We start from the raw sequence: 23,860 nt of genomic DNA, 5'->3' as shown, positions 1-23,860 counted from the left end.
GTAACAAGAATGCAGAACGCCCAACCGAAGGCGAGCCATTTCATCAATGGCGAATTTGTCGAAGACACGGCCGGAGCGCCGATCCCGGTGATCTACCCGGCCACCGGCGAGGTGATCGCGACGGTGCATTCGGCCACGCCCGCGATCGTCGAACAGGCGCTAGCGGCGGCCGAGGCGGCGCAGGCCGATTGGGCGGCGATGACCGGCACCGAGCGCGGCCGTATCCTGCGCCGCGCTGCCGACATCATGCGCGACCGCAACCATGATCTGTCGGTGCTGGAGACGCTGGACACCGGCAAGCCTTACCAGGAGACCTCGGTCGCCGATGCGACCTCGGGCGCGGATGCGCTGGAGTATTTCGGAGGGCTGGCCGGGTCACTCACCGGCGAGCACATCCCGCTGGGCGGCGGTGATTTCGTATATACTCGCCGCGAGGCGCTGGGCGTCTGCGCGGGCATCGGCGCCTGGAATTACCCGACCCAGATCGCCTGCTGGAAGGCCGCGCCCGCGTTGGCCTGTGGCAATGCGTCGATCTTCAAACCCTCGGAAACCACCCCGCTCTGTGCGCTGCAAGTCGCTGAAATCCTTGTGGAAGCCGGATTGCCTGCCGGTGTGTTCAACGTGGTCCAGGGCCTGGGCGACGTGGGCGCGGCGCTGGTGACGGATGCACGCGTGGCCAAGGTCTCGCTGACCGGATCGGTGCCCACCGGCAAGAAGGTCTATGCCGCCGCCGCCGCGCAGATGAAACATGTGACGATGGAGCTGGGTGGCAAATCCCCCATGATTGTCTTCGATGATGCAGATGTGGATGCTGCCGTGTCGGGCGCGATCCTGGGCAACTTCTACAGCTCTGGACAGGTCTGTTCGAACGGCACCCGGGTCTTCGTTCAGAAGGGCATCAAGGCGGCTTTCCTGAAACGCCTATCGGAACGGCTGGCAAATGCGGTGATTGGCGACCCGATGGATCCCGCGACTTCCTTCGGGCCGATGGTCAGCGAGGCACAAATGAACATCGTCGAGGGCTATATCGCCAAGGGCAAGGGTGAAGGCGCAACGCTGTCCTATGGCGGCAACCGCCTGGATCGCGACGGGTTCTACCTGGAGCCCACCGTCTTCTCCGACGTCACCGATGACATGACCATCGCGCGCGAAGAAATCTTCGGCCCGGTCATGTCCGTGCTGGACTTCGACACTGAGGAAGAAGTCATGCAGCGCGCCAATGCGACGGAGTTCGGTCTGGCCGCCGGGGTCTTCACCCAGGACCTGACCCGCGCGCATCGCGTCGTGGCCGGGTTCGAGGCCGGCACCTGCTATATCAACACATACAACGACGCGCCCGTCGAGGCACCCTTTGGCGGCTCGAAAGCCTCGGGTGTCGGACGTGAGAACTCCAAGGCCGCAATCGAGCACTACAGCGAGCTGAAAACCGTCTACGTCCGGCTGTCCCAGCTGGAAGCCCCCTTCTGAGGAACTGACAATGCAAGCAGATTACGTCATCATCGGTGCCGGTTCCGCCGGCTGTGCCATGGCCTACCGCCTGTCCGAGGCGGGCAAATCGGTGCTGGTCATCGAACATGGTGGCACGGATGCCGGTCCGTTCATCCAGATGCCCGCCGCCCTGTCCTATCCGATGAACATGGGGCTTTACGACTGGGGTTTTCAGACCGAACCCGAGCCGCACCTGGGTGGGCGCACCCTGGTCACCCCGCGCGGTAAGGTGATCGGCGGGTCGAGCTCGATCAACGGCATGGTCTATGTGCGCGGCCACGCGAAGGATTTCGATCATTGGGCCGAAAGCGGTGCCGACGGCTGGGCCTATGCGGATGTGCTGCCCTATTTCAAACGCATGGAGACCTGGCATGACAGCGGTCATGGCGGTGATGCGGAATGGCGCGGCAAGGACGGCCCGCTGCACGTCACGCGCGGCCCTCGCAACAACCCGCTCCATGCGGCTTTCGTCAAGGCGGGGCAGCAGGCGGGCTATCAGGTCACCAAGGATTACAACGGTCAGCAGCAAGAGGGCTTTGGCCCGATGGAGCAGACCGTCTGGCAGGGCCGACGCTGGTCCGCCGCCAATGCCTATCTGAAACCGGCGCTGAAACGGGATAATTGTGATGTGATCCGTGCGCTGGCTCGCAAGGTGGTGATCGAAGGCGGGCGCGCTGTTGGCGTCGAGATCGAGCGCGGCGGCAAGATCGAGGTGATCCGCGCAAATGCCGAAGTGATCATCGCGGCCAGTTCGATCAACTCGCCGAAACTCCTGATGCTTTCGGGCATCGGGCCTGCGAAACACCTGGCCGAACATGGCATCGACGTGGTCGCGGATCGCGCTGGCGTGGGGCAGAACCTGCAGGACCACCTGGAGGTCTATTTCCAGCTGGCCGCCAAGCAGCCGATTACCCTGTTCCGCTATTGGACCCTGTTCTGGAAGGGCGTGATTGGCGCGCAGTGGCTGTTCACCAAGAAGGGGCTGGGTGCGTCGAACCAGTTTGAAAGCGCGGCCTTCATCCGGTCGCGTGCAGGCGTGGAATACCCTGATATTCAATACCATTTCCTGCCCATCGCCGTGCGCTATGACGGGCAGGCCGCTGCTGAAGGGCACGGCTTTCAGGCCCATACCGGCCCAATGCGCGCCGCGTCTCGCGGTGAAATTACTCTGAAAAGTGCCGATCCGAAGGAGGCGCCGCGCATCTTCTTCAACTACATGTCCGAGGAACAGGACTGGGTCGACTTCCGTCAATGCCTGCGTCTGACACGCGAGATCTTCAATCAACCCGCCATGGCCGAACATGTGAAACATGAAATCCAGCCCGGCACAGATCTGCAGACGGATGATGAGCTGGACGGGTTCATTCGCGAACACGCGGAAAGCGCCTATCACCCCTGTGGCACCTGCCGCATGGGCCGTGCTGATGACCCGATGGCTGTGGTGGACCCGGAAATGCGTGTCATCGGCGTCGAGGGGCTGCGATTGGCGGACAGTTCGGTCTTCCCGCGTATCACCAATGGCAACCTCAACGGGCCATCGATCATGGTGGGCGAGAAAGCCTCGGACCACATCCTGGGGCGCACGCCGCTGCCGAGGTCGAATGATGAGCCCTGGATCCACCCGGATTGGCAGAATTCGCAACGTTGAATATGCGGATTTGATCCGGGTCAAGGCGCACACCTCTCGCCCAGGCCTAGGCTTGGGCGAACGCGACACATAAGAGGAGACGCGCATGTCCCACACGCCGCATGAGCTGCTGGAGGAATTCCCCGAACACGCCGACAAAATGGCCGCGCTGAAGGAAAGCGATAGCCATTTTGCCAAGCTCTTTGATGAGTACCACGAGGTCAACCGGGCGGTGCACCGGGCCGAGACCAACGTGGAGCCGACCGATCAGTTTCACGAAGAAGACATGCGCAAGCAGCGCGCCCGTCTGAAGGATGAAATTTATCGTATGCTGTCGGCCTGATCCGGCTCAGGCCCCGTCGGAATCCTCTATGGGTTCCTCGGCGGGGCCTTCCACAACCTCCTGGAAACGCTCGAAGAACTGATCCGTCATCTTCTTGGCAAAGCCATTGATGATACGGTTTCCGAGCGAGGCCAGTTTGCCCCCGACCTTTGCTTCGACCTCATAGGTCAGCTCGGTGCCGTCCGCGCCATCTGCCAGTGATACGAAGGCCGCGCCCTTGGCAAAACCGGCCACACCGCCTTTGCCTTCGCCCGAGATGCGATAGGAATTCGGTGCATCCACGTCGGACAGGACCACCCCGCCCTTGAAGGTGGCCTTTACCGGGCCGACCTTCTGCTTCACCACCGCGTCGAAACCGTCCTCGGCACTGCCGGTCAATTCTTCGCAGCCGGGAATGCAGGCGGCGAGCGTATCGGCGGAATTCAGATGCGCCCAGACCGTCGCGCGGTCGGCCGCGATGGTGCGGTTGCCGGTCAGCTCCATGGTATCCTCTCTGTTTCCGCTAACGTTAGAAGCGATCGAGGAAGTCGTAAAGCGCCCGCTGCGCGGAAGGTTGCCAGACATTGGCGTGACCCGCGCCCTGGACAATGTGCAGGGTCTTGTCAGTGGTGCTTGCCAGGTCGAACAGTTCCTGCCCCATCTCGACCGGGATAACGCGATCCTCGGAGCCGTGGAGGATGAGCAGCGGTACGTCTGGGGCGGTAATCCAATCCTTGCTGGGCAAGAGGTTCGGCAAGCGCTCGACCAGGTCACCCAATTGCGGGTAGTGATGCCGTGTGGCGTCGCGGATTGAGGTATATGGTGCCTCCAACACCATCGCTGCGGGTGGGCCGATGCCTTTGACACTGTCGGAGGCTGCACTGGCGGAGACGTAAACCGCGATACCCGTGCCCAGGCTCTCACCGTAGAGAACCACCGGACCGTTACCGATCAGCTCCGGCGTGTCCAGGTAGACGCCAACCGCAACCCGCGAAAACCAGTCCGCTGTCTGTTCGCCGGTGCTGCCAGAGCTGCCCGGATAGGCCATGGCGACAACGCCTAGGCCGCGATCCAGAAAGGCGGTGAAACGCCCGGAGCGGTTGGCCAGATTGCCCGCGTTTCCATGGAAGTAGAGCACCGTTGCTTTTCCCGGCCTGGGTGAGGCGACCCAGAGGATGATGCCGTCCCGTTCGATTTCACGCAGCCGTGATTCGCCTGCCTCGGATGGGGAAATGCGTGTTTCATCAAAGTGATAGAGCAATATGGCCTCGGCGTTCCAGGCCAAGGCTGCGGTTGCGGCGCCCAGCAGGGCCAGCAAAAGGAGCAAGCGCCTCATTGCTCGATCTCATAGGGCAGCACGCCACGTGCGTCCGGGTTTACGCGCAGTTTACGCTCCAGCGGTGGGACAGAGCGTTGGTGGCAGCCCACCCGTTCGCAGATCCGGCAGGAGATGCCGATGGGTTCGAAGGCGCCCTCGTTCGAGATGTCCAGGTGATCGGCATAAACCAACTCGCCCGCGTGGCGGACCTCGCAGCCCAGGCCAATCGCGTAGCGGCGCACGGGGGCCGAGAAACTGCCGCCGGATTTCGACACGTCGCGCGCCAGGCAGAGGTAGCTGACCCCGTCCGGCGTCTTCGCCAGCTGGCGTAGGAAGCGGCCGGGGGTCTCAAACGCCTGGTGCACGTTCCACAGCGGGCAAGCACCGCCGAACCGGGCGAATTGCAGGCGCGTAGCGGAGTGGCGTTTGGTGATTGTTCCAGCCTGATCGACACGCACGAAGAAAAAGGGAATGCCCTTGGCACCCGGGCGTTGCAGCGTGGACAGGCGGTGGGCCACCTGTTCGATCGAGGCGCCGAAGATCTCCGCCAGCCGTTCCAGGTCGTGCCGGGTCTCGCGCGCCGCCCCCAAGAAGGCGCCATAGGGCAGAAGGGCGGCACCGGCGAAGTAGTTGGCCAGGCCAATCTTTGCGATGGCGCGGGCCTCTTCGGTTTGGAAGCGCGCCAGATCCAGCGTGGCCTCCAGAAGTTCGTTATGTGCAAGCAGCGCTACCTGGTGTAGCAGCTGGAAACGCCTGGTCGATTGCGCGGTTCGGGTGGACAGGCGCAGGGTGGACCGTTCGGCATCAAACCCACGAAGCTGCGGGTCATCATGGAGTTCGACCCCGACCTTCATCTCCCGCAACGCACGGATGGCGGCTTGTTCCGGGTCCACGTTGCGGGTGAAGCGCTCGGCGGCACGGTCGACCGCATCGATGTAATTGTCGCAATAGTGAAAGAAGTCGCGGACCTCTTCCCAAGGGCTGGCCTGCACGGACGACCCTTCGCGGCCCAAAGCCTCGTCCAGTGAGGCGAGCCTTTCGTGGTTCTGCCGATAGGCGCGGTGCAGGGCCAGGAAGGCGCGGGCGAGCGCCGGGGCGTTCGAGGCCGCCAGGCGCAGGTCCGCAAGTGGCGGGGTGTCGGTAAATATCGGGTCGGCCAGCGCCTCGCGCATGTCGGTGACCAGGCGTTCGGCATCTCCGGTCGACAGCTCGGCCACGTCAAAGCCGAACTCCTGCGCCAGGGCCAGGACCACACCGGTCGAGACCGGGCGGTTGTTGTTCTCCATCTGGTTCAGATAGGGCAGCGAGACGCCCAGTTTCTCGGCAAAGGCTTTCTGGGTCAGGCCCAGCCGCGTGCGCAGCTCGCGCAGCTTGACGCCGGCATAGAGTTTCTGGGTGGCCATGGCAGGCTCCTTTGCAGGATTTGCTGGCCTAGGCGTAACATTTGCAAAGCTGCGCTCGCAAGCGCTTACAAGCGGCGTTCACGCCGAACGACGCCCCAGATCGCCAGGATCGAAGCGGCGGAGCTGAGAAGCATGATCCAGATCAGCGGGAAGGCCCCGGTTTCGGGCGTCAGCAGCCAGCCGGTAAAGGCCGACAGCGCGGCGCCACCACCGATCATGATCGCCCCGCCCAGGCCCGAGGCCGAACCCGCCAGTTGCGGGCGCACCGACAGCATGCCCGCGTTGGCGCTGGGCAGGACCAGCCCGTTGCCAACGCCGACCACGGTCATGAAGCCGAAGAACACCTCGGCCGTTGCGAAACCCGCATAGAAGATGGCCAGCGACAGCACCATGCCCACCGTGGACACCACGCCACCCCAGGCGATCATGCTGTTCACACCGGCGCGCACGGCATAGCGGCCGGACAGGTAGTTACCAAGGAAATAGCCCAGGGCGGGGGCGCCGAAGTAGATGCCCATGGTCGCGCTGTCCATGCCGTAGATCTCCGAGGCGACAAAGGGTGCGCCGCCAAGGTAGGCAAAGAAGGCGCCGGAGGCGAAGGCCGCCGCCAGACAGTAGCCCCAGAACCGGGGCGAGAGCAGCAGCTCGGGATATTCGCGAAACTGCGCGGCGAAACCGCCCTCGCGCCGGGTAAAGGTCTCTCCCATGTCGCGCCAGGCCAGGGCAAAGACCGCAGCACCCAGGATAAGCTGCATCCAGAAGACCGATTGCCAGCCGAAGCTCTGATCCAGGATGCCGCCGAAAGCCGGGCCGATCATGGGCACCACGGACATGCCCATGGTGACATAGCCCAACATCGAGGCCGCCTGGTCCGGCGGGTGAATGTCGCGGATCGCGGCGCGGCTGATCGCCATGCCGCCGACGATCACCGCCTGCCCCATGCGGAAGGCCAGGAAGATCTGCACGTTCGGGGCTAAGATGCAGCCCAGAGTAGCCAGAAGGAACAGGGTAAAACTCCACAGGATCACCGGGCGGCGGCCGAACCGGTCCGAGATCGGGCCGACGACGATCTGCAAGAGCCCGTTCATGGCCAGGTACAGGGCCACGGACAGCTGCATCACGCGATAGTCCACGGCGAAATGGGTGGACATCGCGGGCAGGGCGGGCAAGAAGACGTTCATCGACATCGCGCCCGCAGCGACGATCAAGGTCAGCGTGGCGACATGCGGAGGTGTTCTGGGGTCCAGGAACCGGGTGGCGGGTAAATCTGCCATGGCACAGGCGTAAGCGGCTTTGGCAATTTTGTCCAGCCGGTCGATATTTGCTAATTTGCAATTTGCAGCGCGCATCTTGCCAATTATTTGCAAATTCGCGCCTTTTTGCTTTCTGCACGCGCGTAATGCGGCTAGTTTGCCTTGAAATCAAGGAGTGCCGCCAGATGAAAGATATCAATCTCGAACTTGAAGCCCGCCGCGAGAAGGCCCGCCTGGGCGGCGGACAGCGTCGCATCGACAGCCAGCACGCCAAGGGCAAGCTGACTGCCCGTGAGCGCATCGAACTGCTGCTGGACGAGGACAGCTTCGAAGAGTTCGACATGTTCAAGGCCCATCGCTGCACCGAGTTCGGCATGGAAAAAGATCGTCCCGCGGGCGACGGTGTCGTGACCGGCTGGGGCACGATCAACGGCCGCATGGTCTATGTGTTCAGCCAGGATTTCACCGTCTTCGGCGGCTCGCTGTCGGAAACCCACGCCGAGAAGATCTGCAAGATCATGGACATGGCGATGCAGAACGGCGCGCCGGTCATCGGCATCAACGATTCGGGCGGGGCGCGGATCCAGGAAGGCGTCGCCTCGCTGGCCGGTTACGCCGAAGTGTTCCAGCGCAACATCATGGCCTCGGGCGTCGTGCCGCAAATCTCCGTCATCATGGGCCCCTGCGCCGGTGGTGCGGTCTATTCACCGGCGATGACCGACTTCATCTTCATGGTGAAAGACACCTCCTACATGTTCGTCACCGGCCCCGACGTGGTGAAGACCGTGACCAACGAGGTCGTGACGGCCGAGGAGCTTGGCGGCGCCTCGACCCACACCAAGAAGAGCTCGGTCGCAGATGGCGCCTTCGAGAACGACGTCGAAGCCCTGTCGGAGGTGCGTCGTCTGGTCGACTTCCTGCCGCTCAACAACCGCGAGAAGCCGCCGGTGCGCCCCTTCTTTGACGAGCCGGGCCGGATCGAGGAAAGCCTGGACACGCTGGTGCCGGACAACCCGAACACGCCCTATGACATGAAGGAGCTGATCACGAAGATCGGTGACGAGGGCGATTTCTACGAGATTCAGGAAGACTACGCGAAGAACATCATCACCGGTTTCATGCGCCTGGAGGGTCAGACCGTGGGCGTGGTGGCGAACCAGCCGATGGTGCTGGCGGGCTGCCTGGACATCGACAGCTCGCGCAAGGCGGCCCGTTTTGTGCGCTTCTGTGACGCCTTCGAAATCCCGATCCTGACCCTGGTCGATGTACCCGGCTTCCTGCCCGGCACCTCGCAGGAATACGGCGGGGTCATCAAACACGGTGCCAAGCTGCTGTTCGCCTATGGCGAAGCCACCGTGCCGAAGGTCACCGTGATCACCCGCAAGGCCTATGGCGGCGCCTATGATGTTATGGCGTCCAAGCACCTGCGCGGCGATTTCAACTATGCTTGGCCGACCGCCGAGATCGCGGTGATGGGCGCCAAGGGCGCGGTGGAGATCCTGCACCGTGCCGACCTGGGCGATGCCGAGAAGATCGCCCAGCACACCGCCGATTACGAAGACCGTTTCGCCAACCCGTTCGTGGCGGCCGAAAAGGGCTTCATCGACGAGGTGATCCAGCCGCGCTCGACCCGGCTTCGGGTTAGCCGGGCCTTCGCCAGCCTTCGCAACAAGAAGCTGTCGAACCCCTGGAAGAAGCACGACAACATCCCGCTGTAAGGGCAAGGGATGCGTCGGGACCGCACTCTTTGGACCGGCCTGGTCCTGCTGGCCGGTCTTCTGCCCCAGGTGGGGCAGGCGGCCGGGGACGGCACCGCGCTGGCGGTGCCCTCGGGCCAGGAGGTGCGCTTTCTTGACGAGGTCTGGACCGGCGAGGACGCGGCGCGCGTGGTGCGCTTCCGCTTCGTCGCCCCCGCCATCGCCCGCGACCGGGCGCAGGTGGAGTTCAGCCAGGCCGAGGCCGACATGGCCCATCTGTGCGAAACCTTCGCGCTGCCGCGTTTGGCGGGGGAAGACACCCCGCCCGCGCAAATCATCATCAGCCTCGCGGATCGGCCGCTGGACTTCGGTCTTGCCGACCCCGAGGCCACGCAATTCTTCGAGGCATATCGCCCCGATCATGGTTCCTGCATCTGGGAAGGTTTCTGAATGGCACTGCCGTATATGTTGAAACACCGCGGCTTTCCGGGCCGCCTGCCGGGCACGGATTACCAATTCGTGTTGCGCCGCGCCAACAAGGACGGTGCGACGCCCCTGGTGGCGCGTGAACGTTATGCCGACCGCAAACCGGCCGACCGGCGCGCGGATGCGGGGTTCATGCAGGCGCTGTTGGAAAACTTCGGTGACCAGCCGTTTGAACGCGGAAACCTGGACGCGGGCCGCCTGTCCTGGCTGTTCGGGCGCGAGGTTATCCCCGCCGAAGATCCGTTCGACAATGCCTCTTACGAGGCGATGCTGGTGATCGACGTGGACCGTGCGCGCCAGTCCTTTCCCGACGCCTTCGAGGGGGGCTATTAGGCATGTTCCCGCTCGCCCCCTACAGCTTTGAGCAGAATCCGGCTCAAATCCTGCCCGCTCCGGCGGTGGGCTATGCTGTGGGCGCGGGCTGCGATTATCTCGTTGACGTGGCGGGGGCTACATCCCGGCTCCCCGTCCGGTTTAGTCAAAACCGTTACCCTTCCCCTTATGCCTGGTCCGTTCGTGTGTTGATCGGATCAGGCACTTTTCTGCCCGGCGGAAATGCTGTATCACGGGGGGATAAGAAGAACGTCCAACGAGGCAGAAAACGATGCAGTTCAAGACAATCGCCATGGCGGCCTGTGCCGCAATCATTCTGGCCGGGTGCCAGTGGAACGACATGCAGCGCGCTGGTGCAGGTGCCGCCGCAGGCGCTGTCGTGGCCCGCGCCACGAATGGCAACCTCATCACCGGGGCCGTCATCGGCGCGGGCGCGGGTGCGCTCTGCGACGACGTCGGGCTGGAAATCTGCAACTGATCCGGTTGCCGATCTGAACACCGCCGCCTCGCGCGGCACTGAAACACGTGGAAACGCCATCCAGGCCCGTCAGGGCCCGGGTGGCGTTTTTCGTTTCACAAGCACGGGGCGCAAAGCCCCTTGGAACATGCGCTCAGGATCCCCTGCGCGCCAAGAAATCATGACGAAAGGACCGGGACATGTTTGACAAGATCCTGATTGCCAACCGCGGAGAGATCGCCTGCCGGGTGATCAAATCCGCCCGCAAGATGGGCATCAAGACGGTGGCGATCTATTCGGATGCCGACCGCAACGCGCTGCATGTGAAGATGGCGGATGAAGCCGTGCACATCGGCCCGCCGCCGGCCAACCAGTCCTATATCGTCATCGACAAGGTGATGGACGCCATTCGCCAGACCGGCGCGCAGGCGGTGCACCCGGGCTACGGCTTCCTGTCGGAGAACTCGAAGTTCGCCGAGGCGCTGGAAGCCGAAGGCGTGGCCTTCGTCGGCCCCCCGAAGGGCGCCATCGAAGCGATGGGTGACAAGATCACCTCGAAGAAGATCGCCCAGGACGCCAATGTGTCGACCGTGCCCGGTTACATGGGCCTGATCGAGGACGCCGATGAGGCCGTGAAGATCTCGAACGAGATCGGCTATCCGGTGATGATCAAGGCTTCCGCCGGTGGTGGCGGCAAGGGCATGCGCATCGCCTGGAACGACCAGGAGGCGCGTGAAGGTTTTCAGTCGTCCAAGAACGAGGCTGCAAACAGCTTCGGTGACGACCGCATCTTCATCGAGAAATTCGTGACCCAGCCGCGTCACATTGAAATCCAGGTCCTGTGTGATAGCCATGGCAACGGCATCTACCTGGGCGAACGCGAATGCTCGATCCAGCGCCGCAACCAGAAAGTCGTGGAAGAGGCCCCGTCGCCCTTCTTGGATGAAGAGACCCGCAAGGCGATGGGTGAACAGGCGGTGGCCCTGGCCAAGGCCGTGGGCTACAGCTCGGCCGGTACCGTGGAATTCATCGTCGACGGCGAAAAGAACTTCTACTTCCTGGAAATGAACACCCGCCTGCAGGTGGAACACCCGGTGACCGAGCTGATCACCGGCGTCGATCTGGTCGAACAGATGATCCGCGTCGCGAATGGCGAACCGCTGACCATGACCCAGGACGACGTCAAGCTGACCGGCTGGGCGATTGAAAACCGCGTCTATGCGGAAGATCCCTATCGCAACTTCCTGCCCTCGATTGGCCGACTGACCCGCTACCGTCCCCCGGCGGAAGTGGCCGCGGGCCCGATGCTGGCAAACGGCAAATGGGCGGATGACGCGACCGAAGGCACGACCGCGGTGCGCAACGACACCGGCGTCTATGAGGGCGGCGAGATCTCGATGTACTACGACCCGATGATCGCCAAGCTCTGCACCTGGGCGCCGACCCGGGACGAGGCGATCGAGGCGATGCGCATCGCGCTGGACAGTTTCGAGCTGGAAGGCATCGGCCACAATCTGCCGTTTGTGTCCGCCGTGATGGATCACCCGATCTTCATCTCGGGCGACATGACCACCGCCTTCATCGCCGAGGAATACCCGGACGGGTTCGAAGGCGTGACCCTGCCCGAAGGTGACCTGCAACGGGTGGCCGCCGCCGCCGCCGCGATGCACCGCGTGGCCGAGATCCGCCGCACCCGCGTGTCGGGTCGGATGGACAACCATGAACGGCGCGTGGGCAGCGACTGGTGCGTCACCGCCCAGGGCGAAAGCTTCGAGGTCAAGATCGACGCGGATGCCGATGGTTCGACCATTCGCTTCATCGACGGCTCGTCGATGCGGGTGACCTCGGACTGGACGCCGGGCGACCAGCTTGCCACGCTGATGGTGGATGGCGAACCGCTGGTTCTGAAGACCGGCAAGGTCCCCGGCGGTTTCCGCATCCGCACCCGCGGCGCCGACATGGACGTGCATGTACGCACCCCGCGTCAGGCCCAGCTGGCCTCGCTGATGCCCGAAAAGATCGCGCCTGACACCTCCAAGATGCTGCTCTGCCCGATGCCGGGTCTGGTGGTGAAAGTCGATGTCGAAGTCGGCGACGAGGTCCAGGAGGGCCAGGCGCTCTGCACCATCGAGGCAATGAAGATGGAAAACATCCTGCGCGCCGAGAAGAAGGGTAAGGTCTCCAAGATCAACGCGGGCGCGGGCGACAGCCTCGCGGTCGACGAAGTGATCATGGAGTTCGAATAAGGTGGAACTTGTCCTGCATATCGGCGCGCATCGCACGGCGACGACCGCGATGCAGGACATGCTTGTCGCCCACCGCGCTGCCCTGTTGGCGGCGGGGGTGACCACCTTGGTTCGTGAAGATCTGGGCACGGTCGAAGGGTTTTCGACCGTACCCGCCCGGGATGGCTGGATCCGCAGCCGCGCCGCGATGGATCGCCTGACCGATGGAGCTGAAACGGTTCTGCTGTCGGAAGAGAACCTGATCGGCGACATGGGCTGGAACATCCGTTCCGCCAAGTTTTATGGCAGCGCTCGCCGCCGCTTGCAGGCCTATCGCGAGTTCCTGGGTATGCCCCGGCGCGTCGGCTTGAGCATTCGCGACTATGCGAGCTACTGGATATCGGCGCATGGTCATGAGCTCAGCTACCGCCATGTTGGCAAGCAGGGTGTGGTGCGTTTTGCCGAGGCCCGCGCGCGGCTTGCGGCGGCGGAACGCGGCTGGCTCGACCTGATCCGCGACATGCGCGCGGTCTTCAAGGACAGTGAAATCCTGGTCTGGCCGGTGGAGCATCGCATACCTCTGCCCGAAGTCACCCGCCGCCTTCTGGTCCGGCCGGGCCTCGACCTGACCGCCCCGCCAAAGGGCGTCAACGCGGCACCTGATCCGGGCTGTTTTGCGCAGATGGAGGCTTTCCGGGCGACCAACCCCAAGGCCACCCGCGCTCAGATGCGCGCCTTTGTCGATGGCTGCGCGCCAGAACCGTTCGATGGGTTCGATGCCGACCAGACGGCTGCACTTCAGGCGCGCTATGCCGCCGATCTTGCCGCCCTGAAAGCCGGGTTCGAAGGGGTGACCCTTCTGCCCAAGGTGAAGGAGGCGGCATGATGGCGCGTGTCCAATATCACTCCCGCGGCCTGGCCCGCTGGTCACGCAGCTCCTGCTGTCTGAGGGGCATCTTGTCAATGGACCGGGCCAGTTCGCGCAGGGACCAGGGCCGTGGCTTGCGCAAATACCGTGCCCCGTCCTTGCCGATCAACACGAAGGCAAACCCGCGCGGGCGCAACGCCTCGCGGATCGGGCTTGTGGCCGCCGGGTCGGTATCGGTGATCACGATGACATCACGGTCAAGCAAGACCTCGGGAGCTTCGGCGATCGCCTCCATCTGCTGTACGAAACGTGGGTCGACGGGGCTGTCTGCGAAGACAACCAAAACGCGGTTAACCCATTGGTATTCCGATAATTCATGCTCTCCTGCCGGTTCGGGTGCCCAAGGGGTATCCGACCCGTCGACCGCAAATGCGGGCAAGGCGGTAAGCAAGCTGATCAATGCGACACGTATGAACATGGGGCCTCCTGTTCCTCAGATATAGGACGGGATGCCCGAAGGACAAAGGGCCTGCTTTGACGCGGGCAGAAGAGAGGGAAAGATGAGCGACATCAAAACCTGGAAGGAACTGGCCGAAAAGGAGCTGCGTGGGCGGCCCCTGGAGGACCTGACCTGGAACACGCTGGAAGGCATTGACGTCAAGCCGCTCTACACGGCCGAGGACACTGCCGAGCTGGACCACATGGGCGGCGTGCCCGGCGTCGGCCCGTTCACCCGCGGTGTGAAGGCGACCATGTATGCGGGCCGTCCCTGGACGATCCGCCAGTACGCCGGTTTCTCGACCGCCGAGGAATCGAATGCCTTCTACCGCAAGAACCTGGCCGCCGGTCAGCAGGGCGTCTCGGTCGCCTTCGACCTGGCGACGCACCGCGGCTATGACAGCGATCACCCCCGCGTGGTTGGCGATGTCGGCAAGGCTGGCGTGGCGATTGACAGCGTCGAGGACATGAAAATCCTGTTCGACGGCATTCCGCTGGACAAGGTCTCGGTCTCGATGACCATGAACGGCGCGGTCATTCCGATCCTCGCCAACTTCATCGTCGCGGGGGAAGAGCAGGGCCATGACAAGTCGCTTCTGGCGGGCACCATTCAGAATGACATTCTGAAAGAGTTTATGGTGCGCAACACCTATATCTACCCGCCCGAGCCGTCGATGCGCATCATCTCGGACATCATCGAATACACTTCGAACGAGATGCCCAAGTTCAACTCGATCTCGATCTCCGGCTACCACATGCAGGAAGCGGGCGCGAACCTGGTGCAGGAACTCGCCTATACGCTGGCGGATGGGCGCGAGTATGTGCGTGCCGCGATCGAAGCCGGGATGGATGTGGACAAGTTCGCCGGGCGCCTGTCGTTCTTCTTTGCCATCGGCATGAACTTCTTCATGGAAGCCGCCAAGCTGCGCGCAGCGCGCCTGCTGTGGCACCGTGTGATGACCGAGTTTGGCGCGAAATCCGAACGCTCCAAGATGCTGCGCACCCACTGCCAGACGTCCGGTGTGTCGCTGCAGGAGCAGGATCCCTATAACAACGTGATCCGCACCGCCTATGAGGCGATGTCGGCGGTCCTGGGCGGCACCCAGTCGCTGCACACCAACGCGCTGGACGAGGCTATCGCGCTGCCGACCGAGTTCTCGGCCCGGATCGCGCGCAACACCCAGATCATCCTGCAGGAAGAAACCGGCGTGACCAACGTGGTCGACCCGCTGGCCGGTTCCTACTACGTCGAAAGCCTGACCGCTGAGCTGGTCGACCAGGCCTGGGCGCTGATGCAGGAAGTCGAGGAAATGGGCGGCATGACCAAGGCCGTGGCCTCTGGCATGCCCAAGCTGCGGATCGAGGAAAGCGCCGCCAAGCGTCAGGCCAACATCGACCGCGGCGACGAGGTGATCGTCGGCGTTAACAAGTACAAGCTTGAAAAAGAAGACCAAATCGAAATCCTCGACGTGGACAACATGGCGGTGCGCGAAGCTCAGGTCGCGCGCCTGGCCCAGATCCGCGACACCCGTGACGAGGCCGCTTGCCAGGCTGCCCTGGACGAGCTGACCCGTTGCGCGAAAGAGGGTGGCAACCTGCTGGGTGCTGCGGTGGAAGCCGCGCGCGCCCGCGCCTCCGTGGGAGAGATTAGCATGGCGATGGAGAAGGAATTCGGCCGCCACCGCGCCGAAGTGAAGACCTTGGCGGGCGTCTATGGCGCCGCCTACGAAGGGGACGAGGGCTTTGCCCAGATCCAGAAATCGGTCGAAGACTTTGCCGAGGCCGAGGGCCGTCGCCCGCGCATGCTGGTGGTGAAGATGGGTCAGGACGGCCACGACCGCGGCGCCAAGGTGATCGCCACCGCTTTCGCCGACATCGGTTTCGACGTCGACGTGGGCCCGCTGTTCCAGACTCCGGAAGAGGCCGCCCAGGATGCCGTCGACAATGACGTGCACATCGTCGGCATTTCCTCGCAGGCCGCCGGTCACAAGACCCTGGCCCCGCAGCTGGTTCAGGCGCTGAAGGATCAGGGCGCGGACGACATCATCGTCATCTGCGGCGGCGTCATTCCGCAGCAGGATTATGACTACCTCTATGAAAACGGCGTGAAGGCGATCTTTGGCCCGGGCACCAACATCCCGGAAGCCGCCCAGCACATCATGGATATCATCCGCTCGTAATCAGCGGACTGGACCGATCTGAAAACGCCCCCTTGCCCATTTGGCTTGCAAGGGGGCGTTTTTGCGTTCAGCTTCGGGTCAGGAGGTGCCTCATGTCCCTGGCCGAATTCGATCACACCGTTGTCTCTGCCGCGACGCTTGCCGAAGGCGTGGCCCATGTGGAGCACGTCCTGGGCGTGCCCATGTCAGGCGGCGGTCAGCATGTGCGCACGGGCACCCATAATCGGCTCCTGTCGCTGGGGCCGGATTGTTACCTGGAGGTGATCGCGGTCGACCCGCAGGCTGCTGGGCCCGATTTGCCGCGAATGTTCGATTTGGACTATTTCACCGGAGATGCGCGGCTCACAAACTGGGTCATGCGTGTGAATTCTCTAAGCGAGGCGCTGCACCGCGCCCCGGTCGGCGCGGGTGACGAAGAGGCGCTCAGCCGCGGGGACATGCGCTGGCAGATGGCGATTCCGCCCACTGGAAATTACCCATTCGGCGGCGCTTTCCCCGGGCTGATCGAATGGCGTGGCAAACGTGCCAGCGAGGTCCTGCCGGACAGCGGTTGCCGCCTGGCCAGTGTGATCATCACCCACCCCGAAGCCGCCGCGCTGGAAGTGGCCCTGCATCCCTTCCTGGACGATGCTCGTATCACCCTGACGGAAGCCCACGAGATCACTTTCCACGCCGAAGTTGACACGCCCACCGGGCGCAAGGTGCTCGGGTGATCCGCACGGCGACTCCCGACGACGCACCAGGCATCCAGACCCTCTGGAACCTTGCCATTCGCGATACGCTGATCACCTTCAACAGCGTGGAAAAGACGCTGGACGAGGTGCAGGCCGCCATCACTGATCATGACGCTTTCCTCGTTGCAGAGGACGGTGGGCAGATCCTGGGATACGCTGCCTTCGGCCCCTTTCGCGCGGGGATCGGATATGTGCCCACGAAGGAACATTCGATCATGCTCGCCCCCAACGCGCGCGGGCGCGGGGTGGGGCGGGCGCTCATGACCCGGCTCGAAGATACAGCCCGCACGCAGGGCGTGCATTCGCTGATTGCTGGCGTGTCGGGCTCAAATCCCGGTGCCGAAGAATTCCACGCCGCGCTCGGCTTCAACAAGGTTGCCGTCGTGCCGGAAGTGGGCTTCAAATTCGATCGCTGGCACGATCTTGTGCTCATGCAGAAGTTTCTGTGATTCCAGCCAGAACCCCGGTAAACACTCTCCATGTCGCTCTGGTCCCGCATATCTGACGCTCTGGCCGCTCTCTCGAAGGGCGAAAGCCTGGCAGATGTGTTCTCGCACCTGCGGACCCCGCCTGAACGCACCGCCGGTTTCGCCATTGCGGTGATCGCGCTGGGGGCCAAGATGGCCAAGGCGGATGGGCAGGTGACCCGTGACGAGGTCTCGGCCTTTCGCGAAGTTTTCACCATCCCGAAGGCCGAAGAAAAGAACGCGGCCCGCGTGTTCAACCTGGCGCGCACGGACGTGGCGGGATTCGAGGAATACGCGGCGCGCGTCGCCGCCATGTTCGCCGATGACGACAAGCCGCTCTGCGACCTGATGGAGGGGCTGTTCTTCATCGCCGTGGCCGATGGAGAATACCACCCGGCGGAAAACGAGTTCCTCGCCCGCATCGCCGAGATCTTCGGCATGAGCGAGGCAAGCTTCCGCCAGCTGCGCTCGCGTTTCGTGCCTGATGAACACCCGGATCCCTACGAGGTGCTGGGCGTCTCGCCGGACACCCCAATGGACGAAATCCGCCGCGTCTGGCGCGCCGAGGTGCGCGAAAGCCACCCGGACCGCATGTTGGCCCGTGGCGTACCGGAAGAGGCGATCAAGCTAGCCGAAAAGCGCCTGATCGCCGTCAATCGCGCCTGGGAAGAGATCAGCGAAGGGCGCGTCTGATGCGCATCGCCACCTATAATGTCGAATGGTTCAACAGCCTGTTCGACGATGGGGGCCACCTGCTGGAGGACATGGAATGGTCCGGGCGCCATGACGTGAAACGCGCCGAACAGCTGACTGCGCTGGGCATTGTCTTTACCGCGTTGGATGCGGATGCGGTCATGGTGATCGAGGCGCCGGATGACAATCGCAGGCGTGACACGGTGCGCGCTCTGGAAAATTTCGCACATACCTATGGGCTGCGTGCGCGCAAGGCGATCCTGGGTTTTCGCAATGACACCCAGCAGGAAATCGCGCTGCTGTACAATCCCGATGTGCTCGACGTCGTGCATGACGCGCGCGGGCATGAGACCGGCAAGAAGGGCGCGGCGGATGCGCCGCGGTTCGATGGCGTGTTCCGCTGGGACGTGGATGTGGATGCGGACCCGGAGTTGATCAGTTTCTCGAAACCGCCCTTGGAGTTGGAGCTGACGGTAAAGGAAACTGGCCGCCGTCTGCGCATGATTGGCGTGCATGTGAAGTCAAAGGCCCCCCATGGCGCGCGCAACGCGGCCGAGGCCACCCGCATCGCAATCCAGAATCGCCGCAAGCAGATGGCGCAGTGCATCTGGCTGCGCCAACGTATCGAACAGCACCTTGAGGAGGGCGACAGCCTGATCGTGCTCGGCGACTTTAACGACGGGCCGGGGCTGGACGAATACGAAAAACTCTTCGGACGTTCCGGGGTGGAGGTCGTGTTGGGCGAGGAAGGTGCGGTCAAGCTGCACGACCCCCATGCGCGCATGGCCCTGACCCGCCGGGGCGGGCCAAGCCCGGTTACCGCGCGCTTCTACATATCCTCGGAAAAGCGCTACCTGCAGGTGCTTCTGGACTATGTCATGCTGTCGGAAGACCTCTGTGCCCTGGGGCCGCAGTGGCGTATCTGGCATCCGTTCGACGACCCGGTCTGCTATCGCACGCCGGAGCTGCGCGAAGCGCTGTTGACTGCCAGTGACCATTTTCCGGTCAGCGTCGATCTGGCGCTTTGACGCCAACGGCCCCATATTGGGGGCATGAAACAGACACGCACACCCCTGCTGGGCGCCGTGCTGGCGCTGGCCGCTCTGCCTGTGATGGCGGAAGATGACACGAACTCCGACCTGGAACGCGGCGGCGAACTCCTGCGCGAAGGCTTCGGCCTGCTTCTGGACGGCTTGGCCGCGGAGCTGGAGCCGATGGCCGAAGGCTGGCAGGAGCTGGTTGACCAACTCGGCGACCTCAGTGCCTACCACCCGCCCGAGCGCCTGCCCAATGGCGACATCATCATCCGCCGCAAGATCCCGCTGGAACCGGGAGAGAACGGCGAAGTGGACCTCTGACCCCCTCTTTTTCCTGCTGAAAATATCTTGGGGTGAGACCGTAAGGCCGAGGGGTAAAGCCCCTGCGACCTGCCAAGGCTTGGCGACACGTGCAATGAGCAGGTTCTGCTCTCACCCTTCATCAGCGATGCGGTTCTCGCGGGCGACGGCGAACAAGCCGAAGGCGCGGGCCCCCGTCTGCTTGGGGCCCCTCAGCCCAGTGCAGCTTCCTGGCCCAGCACACGCGCAAAAAGGGCCGGATAGTCCGGCATGACCAGGTTCCTCAGATCACATGCCTGTTGCAGTGTGAACCACTCCAGATGCGAGTGTTCGTGGTTGTTGATCACGGGCTCGCCGCCAGTCCAGTCCTCCACGCGAAAGAACAGATAGGTCGGCGGTGTGGCCGGATTGATCTGCCGATCTTCCAGCCGGTCGAAAAACACCGGGTTCAGCGGGGTGATCGCGATCTCCTCCCCCAGCTCGCGGATCAACGCCTGTTCGGGTGTTTCGCCCGCCTCGACCTTGCCGCCGATCACGTCCCAGCAATTGGCATAGGTCGCCCGGAAATGGGCGCGGCGCCCCAACAGGACCTTGCCATCACGAACGATCAGAGCGCAGGCATAGGTGGCTATTTCCGTCATGCCCTTCCCCAAACTAGGTTCAACGCCGTGTCTTGACCGTGGCCTCGGCCCCGAGCGCATCCGCCAGCGACTGGAACCGCGCCTGGGCCACCTCTCCGAACAGGTCCACCGCCTGTTTGTGCAGATGCAGGTGCAATTCGCGTTTCTTTGGGAACCACCTAAGCTCGGCTTTGTCCAGTGGGTCATCCACCGCGAACATGGCACCGAAGCGCATCGCCTTGCCCAGGGCCTCGGCACGAGCGCAATCCTCATCCGTGAGGATCGAGAACAGCTCCTCGAACCGCGACCCATCGCGCGAGTTCTTGTAGCGGTGCAAGAGCGCCACCCCCAGAAAGACCCGTTCCTCGTGGGTCAACCCGCCCAGGTTCGCCCGCGTGGCATTGTCGAAACAGACCTCATGGCGGTAGTCGGGGTGGGCGCGCCAGCTGACGTCATGCAGCAGGCACGCCGCCTTGACCAGGCGCAGCTCGGCCGGTTTGGCGGACTTGTAAAGCGGCCCGAGGAAGGAGAACAGCGCCTTGCCGAAGCCCGGATTGCGCGCATCCTTCTTCTCGGCGAAGTAGCAGGCCTCGATCAGCGGGTCGCGCTTGCGCAGCCGGTCGGGCATCTGTTCGTAAAGCATACCCTCGCGAATGCCGTAGGAGCTGACCGCGATTTCCTTCGGGCGGAACACCCGGATCAACCTTTTCAGCACCTGGGCGGCAATCGGCACCAGCGCCATGCGCGCAGATGAGGTGCCGGTGCGCTGGCGCACCTCTTCCAGATCGACCTTTTCGATCCATTTCAGAGTCTGGGCCAGCGACTTGGGCGTCATGCGGTATTCGTGCAGCACGGTCAGGGGATAGCCTCGCCGCTCCATGTCCAGCCGGGCGATGGCGCGCCAGGACCCGCCGACCAGGAACAGGCGTTTGTGATCCGTGCCCATTTCCTGGGCCAGGGCATCCACGGTGCGGGCGATCTCGGCCTTCAGGCCCTTCTTGCCGCCGGGTAGACCGGCCAGTTTCAGGGGGCCAAGCTCCGAGGTCACGCGTTTGCCCACGTCGCCGCCGGTGATCTCGGCCAGTTCCAGCGAGCTGCCGCCGATGTCACACATCAGCCCCTTGGCGTCGGGCCAGCCCAACAGCACGCCCTGGGCCGACAGCCGCGCCTCTTCCTTGCCGTCGATGACGTAGAGCTCCAGCCCGGTCTCGCGCAGGATTTCTTCGCGAAACGCCGGCCCATCCGAGGCGTCGCGCACGGCAGCGGTGGCCACGGCGGTCAAGGGCGCGAGACGCATGCCCTTGGCAATGAGCTGAAAGCGCTTGATCGCCGCCAGGGCCCGCACCCGGCCTTCCGGGTGCAGATGGCCGGTCTCGCGCAGGCCCGTGCCCAGCCCGCAGAGGATCTTTTCATTGTAGAAATAGGCAGGCGAACGCGCCGCCCCGTCGAACACCACCATGCGCACCGAGTTCGAGCCGACATCGACCACCCCCACGCGGCTCAGCGCGCGCGCCGAAGGATCATCGAACAGGGGACGCCCGAAAGGTCCCCACTCTTCGGTATTGCCGTCCATGATCATCCCCCGACGTTCCGTCCTTACCCTGCCCAACGGGCCCGAGAAAATCAATCTTCCGAATGGGTCAGTTCCGGCACGTCCGAGGCGCCAGCGGAGCCGCGTCCCGACAGAGACGGGTATTCCATGAAGAAGCGGTGGCAGTTGAACGGGCGCTCGATCGTGGCCAGGTCCGGGCGGGTGAAACTGCCGTCCGGGTTCATCACCCAGCTTTGCGCCACATCGGCCAGGTTTGCCGCCATGATCTGGCTGACGATCTGCGCCTTTACCGTGGCATTGGTGATCTCGACCAATGTCTCGACCCGCCGGTTCAGGTTGCGCCCCATCCAGTCGGCGGACGAGATATAGACCTTCGCCTTCTTCGCGGGCAGCCCGTGGCCATTGCCGAAACAGACAATGCGCGAATGTTCCAGGAACCGGCCGACGACGGATTTCACGCGGATGTTTTCGCTCAGCCCCTTGATGCCCGGTCGCACCCCACAGATGCCGCGTACGACCAGGCTGATTTTCACGCCGGCCGCGCTGGCCTTGTAGAGCGCGTTGATCACCTCGGGTTCGATAAGCGAGTTCATCTTGGCCCAGATTTCGGCCGGTTTGCCCGCCTTGGCATATTCGATCTCGCGGTCGATCATCTCGATTAGCCGCGGTTTCAGGGTAATGGGCGAAATCGCCAGGTTCTCAAGAGCATCGGGCTGCGCGTAGCCCGACAGGTAATTGAACACTCGCGTCGCATCGCGCCCCAGCGCTGCGTCACAGGTGAACAGCGAAAGGTCCGTGTAAATGCGCGCCGTGATCGGGTGGTAGTTGCCGGTGCCATAATGCGTATAGGTCACCAGACGGTCGCCTTCACGCCGCACCACGGTCGAGATTTTCGCGTGGGTCTTGTAGTTCATGAAGCCGTACACGACATGCGCCCCTGCGCGCTCCAGGCGGCGCGACTGGCGGATATTGGCGGCCTCGTCGAAACGCGCTTTCAGCTCGACCAGGGCGGTGACCGACTTGCCGTCCTCGGCCGCCTCGCAAAGGGCCGAGACGATCGGACTGTCATGCGACGTGCGATAGAGCGTCTGTTTGATCGCCACCACATCAGGGTCGGCGGCAGCCTGTTTCAGGAAACGCACCACCATGTCGAAGGTCTCATAGGGGTGGTGCAGCAGCATGTCTTTCTGCTGGATGGCTGAGAACATGTCGCCGTCATGGTCCTGCACCCGTTCCGGCACGCGCGGGGTAAAGCTGGGCCACAGAAGGTCGGGGCGTTCGTCCAGCACCAGCTCCTTCAGGTCGGCGGTGCCGATCAGCCCGTCCACCTCGACGATCTCATCGTCGGTGACGCGCAGCTCCTCCTGGATCATCCGGCGCAGCCCGGCGGGGGCACCGGCAGAGAGTTTCATGCGCACGACCTCGCCGCGCTTGCGGCGTTTCAGGGCGGTTTCGAACTCGCGCACCAGGTCTTCGGCCTCTTCTTCCAATTCCAGGTCGCTGTCGCGCAGGATGCGGAAGGCGCAGTTGCCTTTCTCGACGTAGCCGGGGAAGAGCGAGCCGAGGAACTCGAGCAGCACCTCTTCCAAGGGGAGGAAACGGGCCTGGCCCTCGGGTGCGGGAAGGCGCACGAACCGGTCGATCTGTTGTGGCACCGGCAACAGCGCCTGCAGCTTGCGCTTGTCGGATTTGCGCTCCAGCTGAAGGGCCAGCGAAAAGCCGGTGTTCGGGATGAAGGGGAACGGGTGGGCCGGGTCGATCGCCAGGGGCGAAAGCACGGGGAAGATCTGGTGCAGGAAGGTCTGGTCCAGGTGTTTGCGATCCGCCTCGGTCAGGTCCTTGCGCGAGCAGATGGCAATGCCCTTTTCCCGCATTTCGGCCGCCAGAACTTCGAATGTGCTTTGCTGCCGGGCCATCAGATTGCGCGCATCCGCATTGATCAACTTCAGCTGGTCTGTGGGCGACAACCCGTCGGCGGCCGGGGTTGTCACGCCTTCGCGCATCAACTCGCGCAGGCCCGCCACGCGCACGGTGTAGAATTCATCGAGGTTGGTGGCCGAGATCGACAGGAAGCGCAGCCGTTCCAGCAGCGGCACGCGCGGGTTCTCGGCCTCTTCCAGCACCCGCCAGTTGAAGCTCAGCCAGCTGAGCTCGCGGTTGAAGAAGCGGCGCGGCCCGGCGGTGTCCTCTTGGGGCAGCGCGACAGGGGCGGGGAAGGCGGAGTGAAGGAAGTCGGCATTGGTCATGAGGAGACCTTATCGTGCTGGATTGTGAAGGGAAGGTGACGATAGGACGTTTCCCG

The 23,860-nt window shown here is 63.5% G+C and carries 23 protein-coding genes; 15 read left to right on the top strand and 8 right to left on the bottom strand.

Annotated features, from left to right (window positions below; all coding sequences use genetic code 11):
• The first annotated feature begins 9 nt into the window (after positions 1-9).
• The 3 genes from betB (at position 10) to ACO07D_RS01625 (ending at position 3,458) form a co-directional block, all read left to right on the top strand.
• Positions 10-1,467, top strand: a complete 1,458-nt coding sequence (gene betB, locus ACO07D_RS01635; protein WP_421701188.1) for a betaine-aldehyde dehydrogenase — start codon at positions 10-12, stop codon at positions 1,465-1,467.
• A 10-nt stretch (positions 1,468-1,477) separates the two neighbouring features.
• A complete protein-coding gene (gene betA / locus ACO07D_RS01630; RefSeq protein ID WP_421701187.1) occupies positions 1,478-3,136 on the top strand; it encodes a choline dehydrogenase in 1,659 nt (552 codons plus the stop codon).
• Positions 3,137-3,221: 85 nt separating this feature from the next.
• The gene (locus tag ACO07D_RS01625) at positions 3,222-3,458 is read left to right on the top strand and encodes a YdcH family protein (protein ID WP_421701186.1); all 237 of its coding nucleotides are present in this window, start codon (positions 3,222-3,224) and stop codon (positions 3,456-3,458) included.
• A 6-nt stretch (positions 3,459-3,464) separates the two neighbouring features.
• On the opposite strand, the gene ACO07D_RS01620 is transcribed toward ACO07D_RS01625, so the two are convergent.
• From ACO07D_RS01620 to ACO07D_RS01605, 4 genes are all read right to left on the bottom strand, one after another.
• Positions 3,465-3,941, bottom strand: a complete 477-nt coding sequence (locus tag ACO07D_RS01620; RefSeq protein ID WP_421701185.1) for a CoxG family protein — start codon at positions 3,939-3,941, stop codon at positions 3,465-3,467.
• Between the two features lie 25 nt (positions 3,942-3,966).
• Positions 3,967-4,773: an alpha/beta hydrolase gene (locus tag ACO07D_RS01615; RefSeq protein ID WP_421701184.1), complete on the bottom strand. Its 807-nt coding sequence runs from the start codon at positions 4,771-4,773 to the stop codon at positions 3,967-3,969.
• Positions 4,770-6,158 (bottom strand): helix-turn-helix domain-containing protein, encoded by a 1,389-nt coding sequence (locus tag ACO07D_RS01610; RefSeq protein ID WP_421701183.1) that lies wholly within the window; start codon positions 6,156-6,158, stop codon positions 4,770-4,772. Before ACO07D_RS01610 ends, ACO07D_RS01615 begins: the two co-directional genes overlap by 4 nt.
• A 65-nt stretch (positions 6,159-6,223) precedes the next feature.
• Positions 6,224-7,468 (bottom strand): multidrug effflux MFS transporter, encoded by a 1,245-nt coding sequence (locus ACO07D_RS01605; RefSeq protein WP_421704975.1) that lies wholly within the window; start codon positions 7,466-7,468, stop codon positions 6,224-6,226.
• 128 nt (positions 7,469-7,596) lie between these two features.
• On the opposite strand from ACO07D_RS01605, the gene ACO07D_RS01600 reads away from it, so the two are divergent.
• The 6 genes from ACO07D_RS01600 (at position 7,597) to ACO07D_RS01575 (ending at position 13,495) form a co-directional block, all read left to right on the top strand.
• The gene (locus ACO07D_RS01600) at positions 7,597-9,129 is read left to right on the top strand and encodes an acyl-CoA carboxylase subunit beta (RefSeq protein ID WP_421701182.1); all 1,533 of its coding nucleotides are present in this window, start codon (positions 7,597-7,599) and stop codon (positions 9,127-9,129) included.
• Between the two features lie 9 nt (positions 9,130-9,138).
• Positions 9,139-9,558 carry a DUF6497 family protein gene (locus tag ACO07D_RS01595; RefSeq protein WP_421701181.1) on the top strand — a complete coding sequence of 140 codons (420 nt, stop codon included), beginning with the start codon at positions 9,139-9,141 and terminating at the stop codon, positions 9,556-9,558.
• A gap of 15 nt (positions 9,559-9,573) precedes the next feature.
• Positions 9,574-9,927 carry a hypothetical protein gene (locus tag ACO07D_RS01590; protein WP_421704974.1) on the top strand — a complete coding sequence of 118 codons (354 nt, stop codon included), beginning with the start codon at positions 9,574-9,576 and terminating at the stop codon, positions 9,925-9,927.
• A gap of 271 nt (positions 9,928-10,198) precedes the next feature.
• Positions 10,199-10,405, top strand: a complete 207-nt coding sequence (locus tag ACO07D_RS01585; protein ID WP_421701179.1) for a hypothetical protein — start codon at positions 10,199-10,201, stop codon at positions 10,403-10,405.
• A gap of 179 nt (positions 10,406-10,584) precedes the next feature.
• Positions 10,585-12,630 (top strand): acetyl-CoA carboxylase biotin carboxylase subunit, encoded by a 2,046-nt coding sequence (locus ACO07D_RS01580; protein WP_421701178.1) that lies wholly within the window; start codon positions 10,585-10,587, stop codon positions 12,628-12,630.
• 1 nt (position 12,631) lies between these two features.
• Positions 12,632-13,495 (top strand): hypothetical protein, encoded by an 864-nt coding sequence (locus ACO07D_RS01575; RefSeq protein WP_421701177.1) that lies wholly within the window; start codon positions 12,632-12,634, stop codon positions 13,493-13,495.
• A 16-nt stretch (positions 13,496-13,511) separates the two neighbouring features.
• Here the strand turns inward: ACO07D_RS01575 and ACO07D_RS01570 are convergent, their stop codons facing one another.
• Positions 13,512-13,955, bottom strand: coding sequence for a DUF4174 domain-containing protein (locus ACO07D_RS01570; RefSeq protein ID WP_421701176.1), 444 nt, complete (start codon positions 13,953-13,955; stop codon positions 13,512-13,514).
• 82 nt (positions 13,956-14,037) lie between these two features.
• On the opposite strand from ACO07D_RS01570, the gene scpA reads away from it, so the two are divergent.
• The 6 genes from scpA to ACO07D_RS01540 all read left to right on the top strand — a co-directional run bounded on the left by scpA (position 14,038) and on the right by ACO07D_RS01540 (position 19,407).
• Positions 14,038-16,155, top strand: coding sequence for a methylmalonyl-CoA mutase (scpA, locus tag ACO07D_RS01565; protein ID WP_421701175.1), 2,118 nt, complete (start codon positions 14,038-14,040; stop codon positions 16,153-16,155).
• A 92-nt stretch (positions 16,156-16,247) separates the two neighbouring features.
• On the top strand, positions 16,248-16,868 hold the full coding sequence (locus ACO07D_RS01560) for a VOC family protein (protein WP_421701174.1): 621 nt from the start codon (positions 16,248-16,250) through the stop codon (positions 16,866-16,868).
• Positions 16,865-17,338: a GNAT family N-acetyltransferase gene (locus ACO07D_RS01555; protein ID WP_421701173.1), complete on the top strand. Its 474-nt coding sequence runs from the start codon at positions 16,865-16,867 to the stop codon at positions 17,336-17,338. Before ACO07D_RS01560 ends, ACO07D_RS01555 begins: the two co-directional genes overlap by 4 nt.
• Positions 17,339-17,368: 30 nt before the next feature.
• Positions 17,369-18,049, top strand: coding sequence for a TerB family tellurite resistance protein (locus ACO07D_RS01550; protein ID WP_421701172.1), 681 nt, complete (start codon positions 17,369-17,371; stop codon positions 18,047-18,049).
• Positions 18,049-19,077, top strand: a complete 1,029-nt coding sequence (locus tag ACO07D_RS01545) for an endonuclease/exonuclease/phosphatase family protein (RefSeq protein WP_421701171.1) — start codon at positions 18,049-18,051, stop codon at positions 19,075-19,077. Before ACO07D_RS01550 ends, ACO07D_RS01545 begins: the two co-directional genes overlap by 1 nt.
• 24 nt (positions 19,078-19,101) lie before the next feature.
• Complete coding sequence (locus ACO07D_RS01540; protein ID WP_421701170.1) at positions 19,102-19,407, top strand: hypothetical protein; 306 nt, start codon at positions 19,102-19,104, stop codon at positions 19,405-19,407.
• A 191-nt stretch (positions 19,408-19,598) separates the two neighbouring features.
• On the opposite strand, the gene ACO07D_RS01535 is transcribed toward ACO07D_RS01540, so the two are convergent.
• From ACO07D_RS01535 to ACO07D_RS01525, 3 genes are read right to left on the bottom strand one after another with little or no spacing between them, the layout of a single operon-like run.
• Complete coding sequence (locus tag ACO07D_RS01535) at positions 19,599-20,027, bottom strand: NUDIX domain-containing protein (RefSeq protein WP_421701169.1); 429 nt, start codon at positions 20,025-20,027, stop codon at positions 19,599-19,601.
• A gap of 19 nt (positions 20,028-20,046) precedes the next feature.
• Positions 20,047-21,579, bottom strand: coding sequence for a Ppx/GppA family phosphatase (locus ACO07D_RS01530; protein ID WP_421701168.1), 1,533 nt, complete (start codon positions 21,577-21,579; stop codon positions 20,047-20,049).
• A 50-nt stretch (positions 21,580-21,629) separates the two neighbouring features.
• Positions 21,630-23,804 carry an RNA degradosome polyphosphate kinase gene (locus ACO07D_RS01525; protein ID WP_421701167.1) on the bottom strand — a complete coding sequence of 725 codons (2,175 nt, stop codon included), beginning with the start codon at positions 23,802-23,804 and terminating at the stop codon, positions 21,630-21,632.
• Positions 23,805-23,860 lie beyond the last annotated feature (56 nt).

The sequence above is a fragment of the Aliiroseovarius sp. genome (genome assembly GCF_965228805.1).
Classification (GTDB): Bacteria; Pseudomonadota; Alphaproteobacteria; order Rhodobacterales; family Rhodobacteraceae; genus JASBTN01.
Note: the sequence above shows the minus strand (reverse complement) of the source record. Positions and strands in the feature narration are given on the sequence as shown.

Excerpts from the sequence above, each read along its gene's own strand:
- betB (WP_421701188.1), top strand. The coding sequence starts at position 10 with ATGCAGAACGCCCAACCGAAGGCGAGCCATTTCATCAATGGCGAATTT.
- betA (WP_421701187.1), top strand. The coding sequence starts at position 1,478 with ATGCAAGCAGATTACGTCATCATCGGTGCCGGTTCCGCCGGCTGTGCC.
- ACO07D_RS01625 (WP_421701186.1), top strand. The coding sequence starts at position 3,222 with ATGTCCCACACGCCGCATGAGCTGCTGGAGGAATTCCCCGAACACGCC.
- ACO07D_RS01620 (WP_421701185.1), bottom strand. The coding sequence starts at position 3,941 with ATGGAGCTGACCGGCAACCGCACCATCGCGGCCGACCGCGCGACGGTC.
- ACO07D_RS01615 (WP_421701184.1), bottom strand. The coding sequence starts at position 4,773 with ATGAGGCGCTTGCTCCTTTTGCTGGCCCTGCTGGGCGCCGCAACCGCA.
- ACO07D_RS01610 (WP_421701183.1), bottom strand. The coding sequence starts at position 6,158 with ATGGCCACCCAGAAACTCTATGCCGGCGTCAAGCTGCGCGAGCTGCGC.
- ACO07D_RS01600 (WP_421701182.1), top strand. The coding sequence starts at position 7,597 with ATGAAAGATATCAATCTCGAACTTGAAGCCCGCCGCGAGAAGGCCCGC.
- ACO07D_RS01595 (WP_421701181.1), top strand. The coding sequence starts at position 9,139 with ATGCGTCGGGACCGCACTCTTTGGACCGGCCTGGTCCTGCTGGCCGGT.
- ACO07D_RS01590 (WP_421704974.1), top strand. The coding sequence starts at position 9,574 with ATGTTGAAACACCGCGGCTTTCCGGGCCGCCTGCCGGGCACGGATTAC.
- ACO07D_RS01585 (WP_421701179.1), top strand. The coding sequence starts at position 10,199 with ATGCAGTTCAAGACAATCGCCATGGCGGCCTGTGCCGCAATCATTCTG.
- ACO07D_RS01580 (WP_421701178.1), top strand. The coding sequence starts at position 10,585 with ATGTTTGACAAGATCCTGATTGCCAACCGCGGAGAGATCGCCTGCCGG.
- ACO07D_RS01570 (WP_421701176.1), bottom strand. The coding sequence starts at position 13,955 with ATGTTCATACGTGTCGCATTGATCAGCTTGCTTACCGCCTTGCCCGCA.
- scpA (WP_421701175.1), top strand. The coding sequence starts at position 14,038 with ATGAGCGACATCAAAACCTGGAAGGAACTGGCCGAAAAGGAGCTGCGT.
- ACO07D_RS01560 (WP_421701174.1), top strand. The coding sequence starts at position 16,248 with ATGTCCCTGGCCGAATTCGATCACACCGTTGTCTCTGCCGCGACGCTT.
- ACO07D_RS01550 (WP_421701172.1), top strand. The coding sequence starts at position 17,369 with ATGTCGCTCTGGTCCCGCATATCTGACGCTCTGGCCGCTCTCTCGAAG.
- ACO07D_RS01545 (WP_421701171.1), top strand. The coding sequence starts at position 18,049 with ATGCGCATCGCCACCTATAATGTCGAATGGTTCAACAGCCTGTTCGAC.
- ACO07D_RS01540 (WP_421701170.1), top strand. The coding sequence starts at position 19,102 with ATGAAACAGACACGCACACCCCTGCTGGGCGCCGTGCTGGCGCTGGCC.
- ACO07D_RS01535 (WP_421701169.1), bottom strand. The coding sequence starts at position 20,027 with ATGACGGAAATAGCCACCTATGCCTGCGCTCTGATCGTTCGTGATGGC.
- ACO07D_RS01530 (WP_421701168.1), bottom strand. The coding sequence starts at position 21,579 with ATGGACGGCAATACCGAAGAGTGGGGACCTTTCGGGCGTCCCCTGTTC.
- ACO07D_RS01525 (WP_421701167.1), bottom strand. The coding sequence starts at position 23,804 with ATGACCAATGCCGACTTCCTTCACTCCGCCTTCCCCGCCCCTGTCGCG.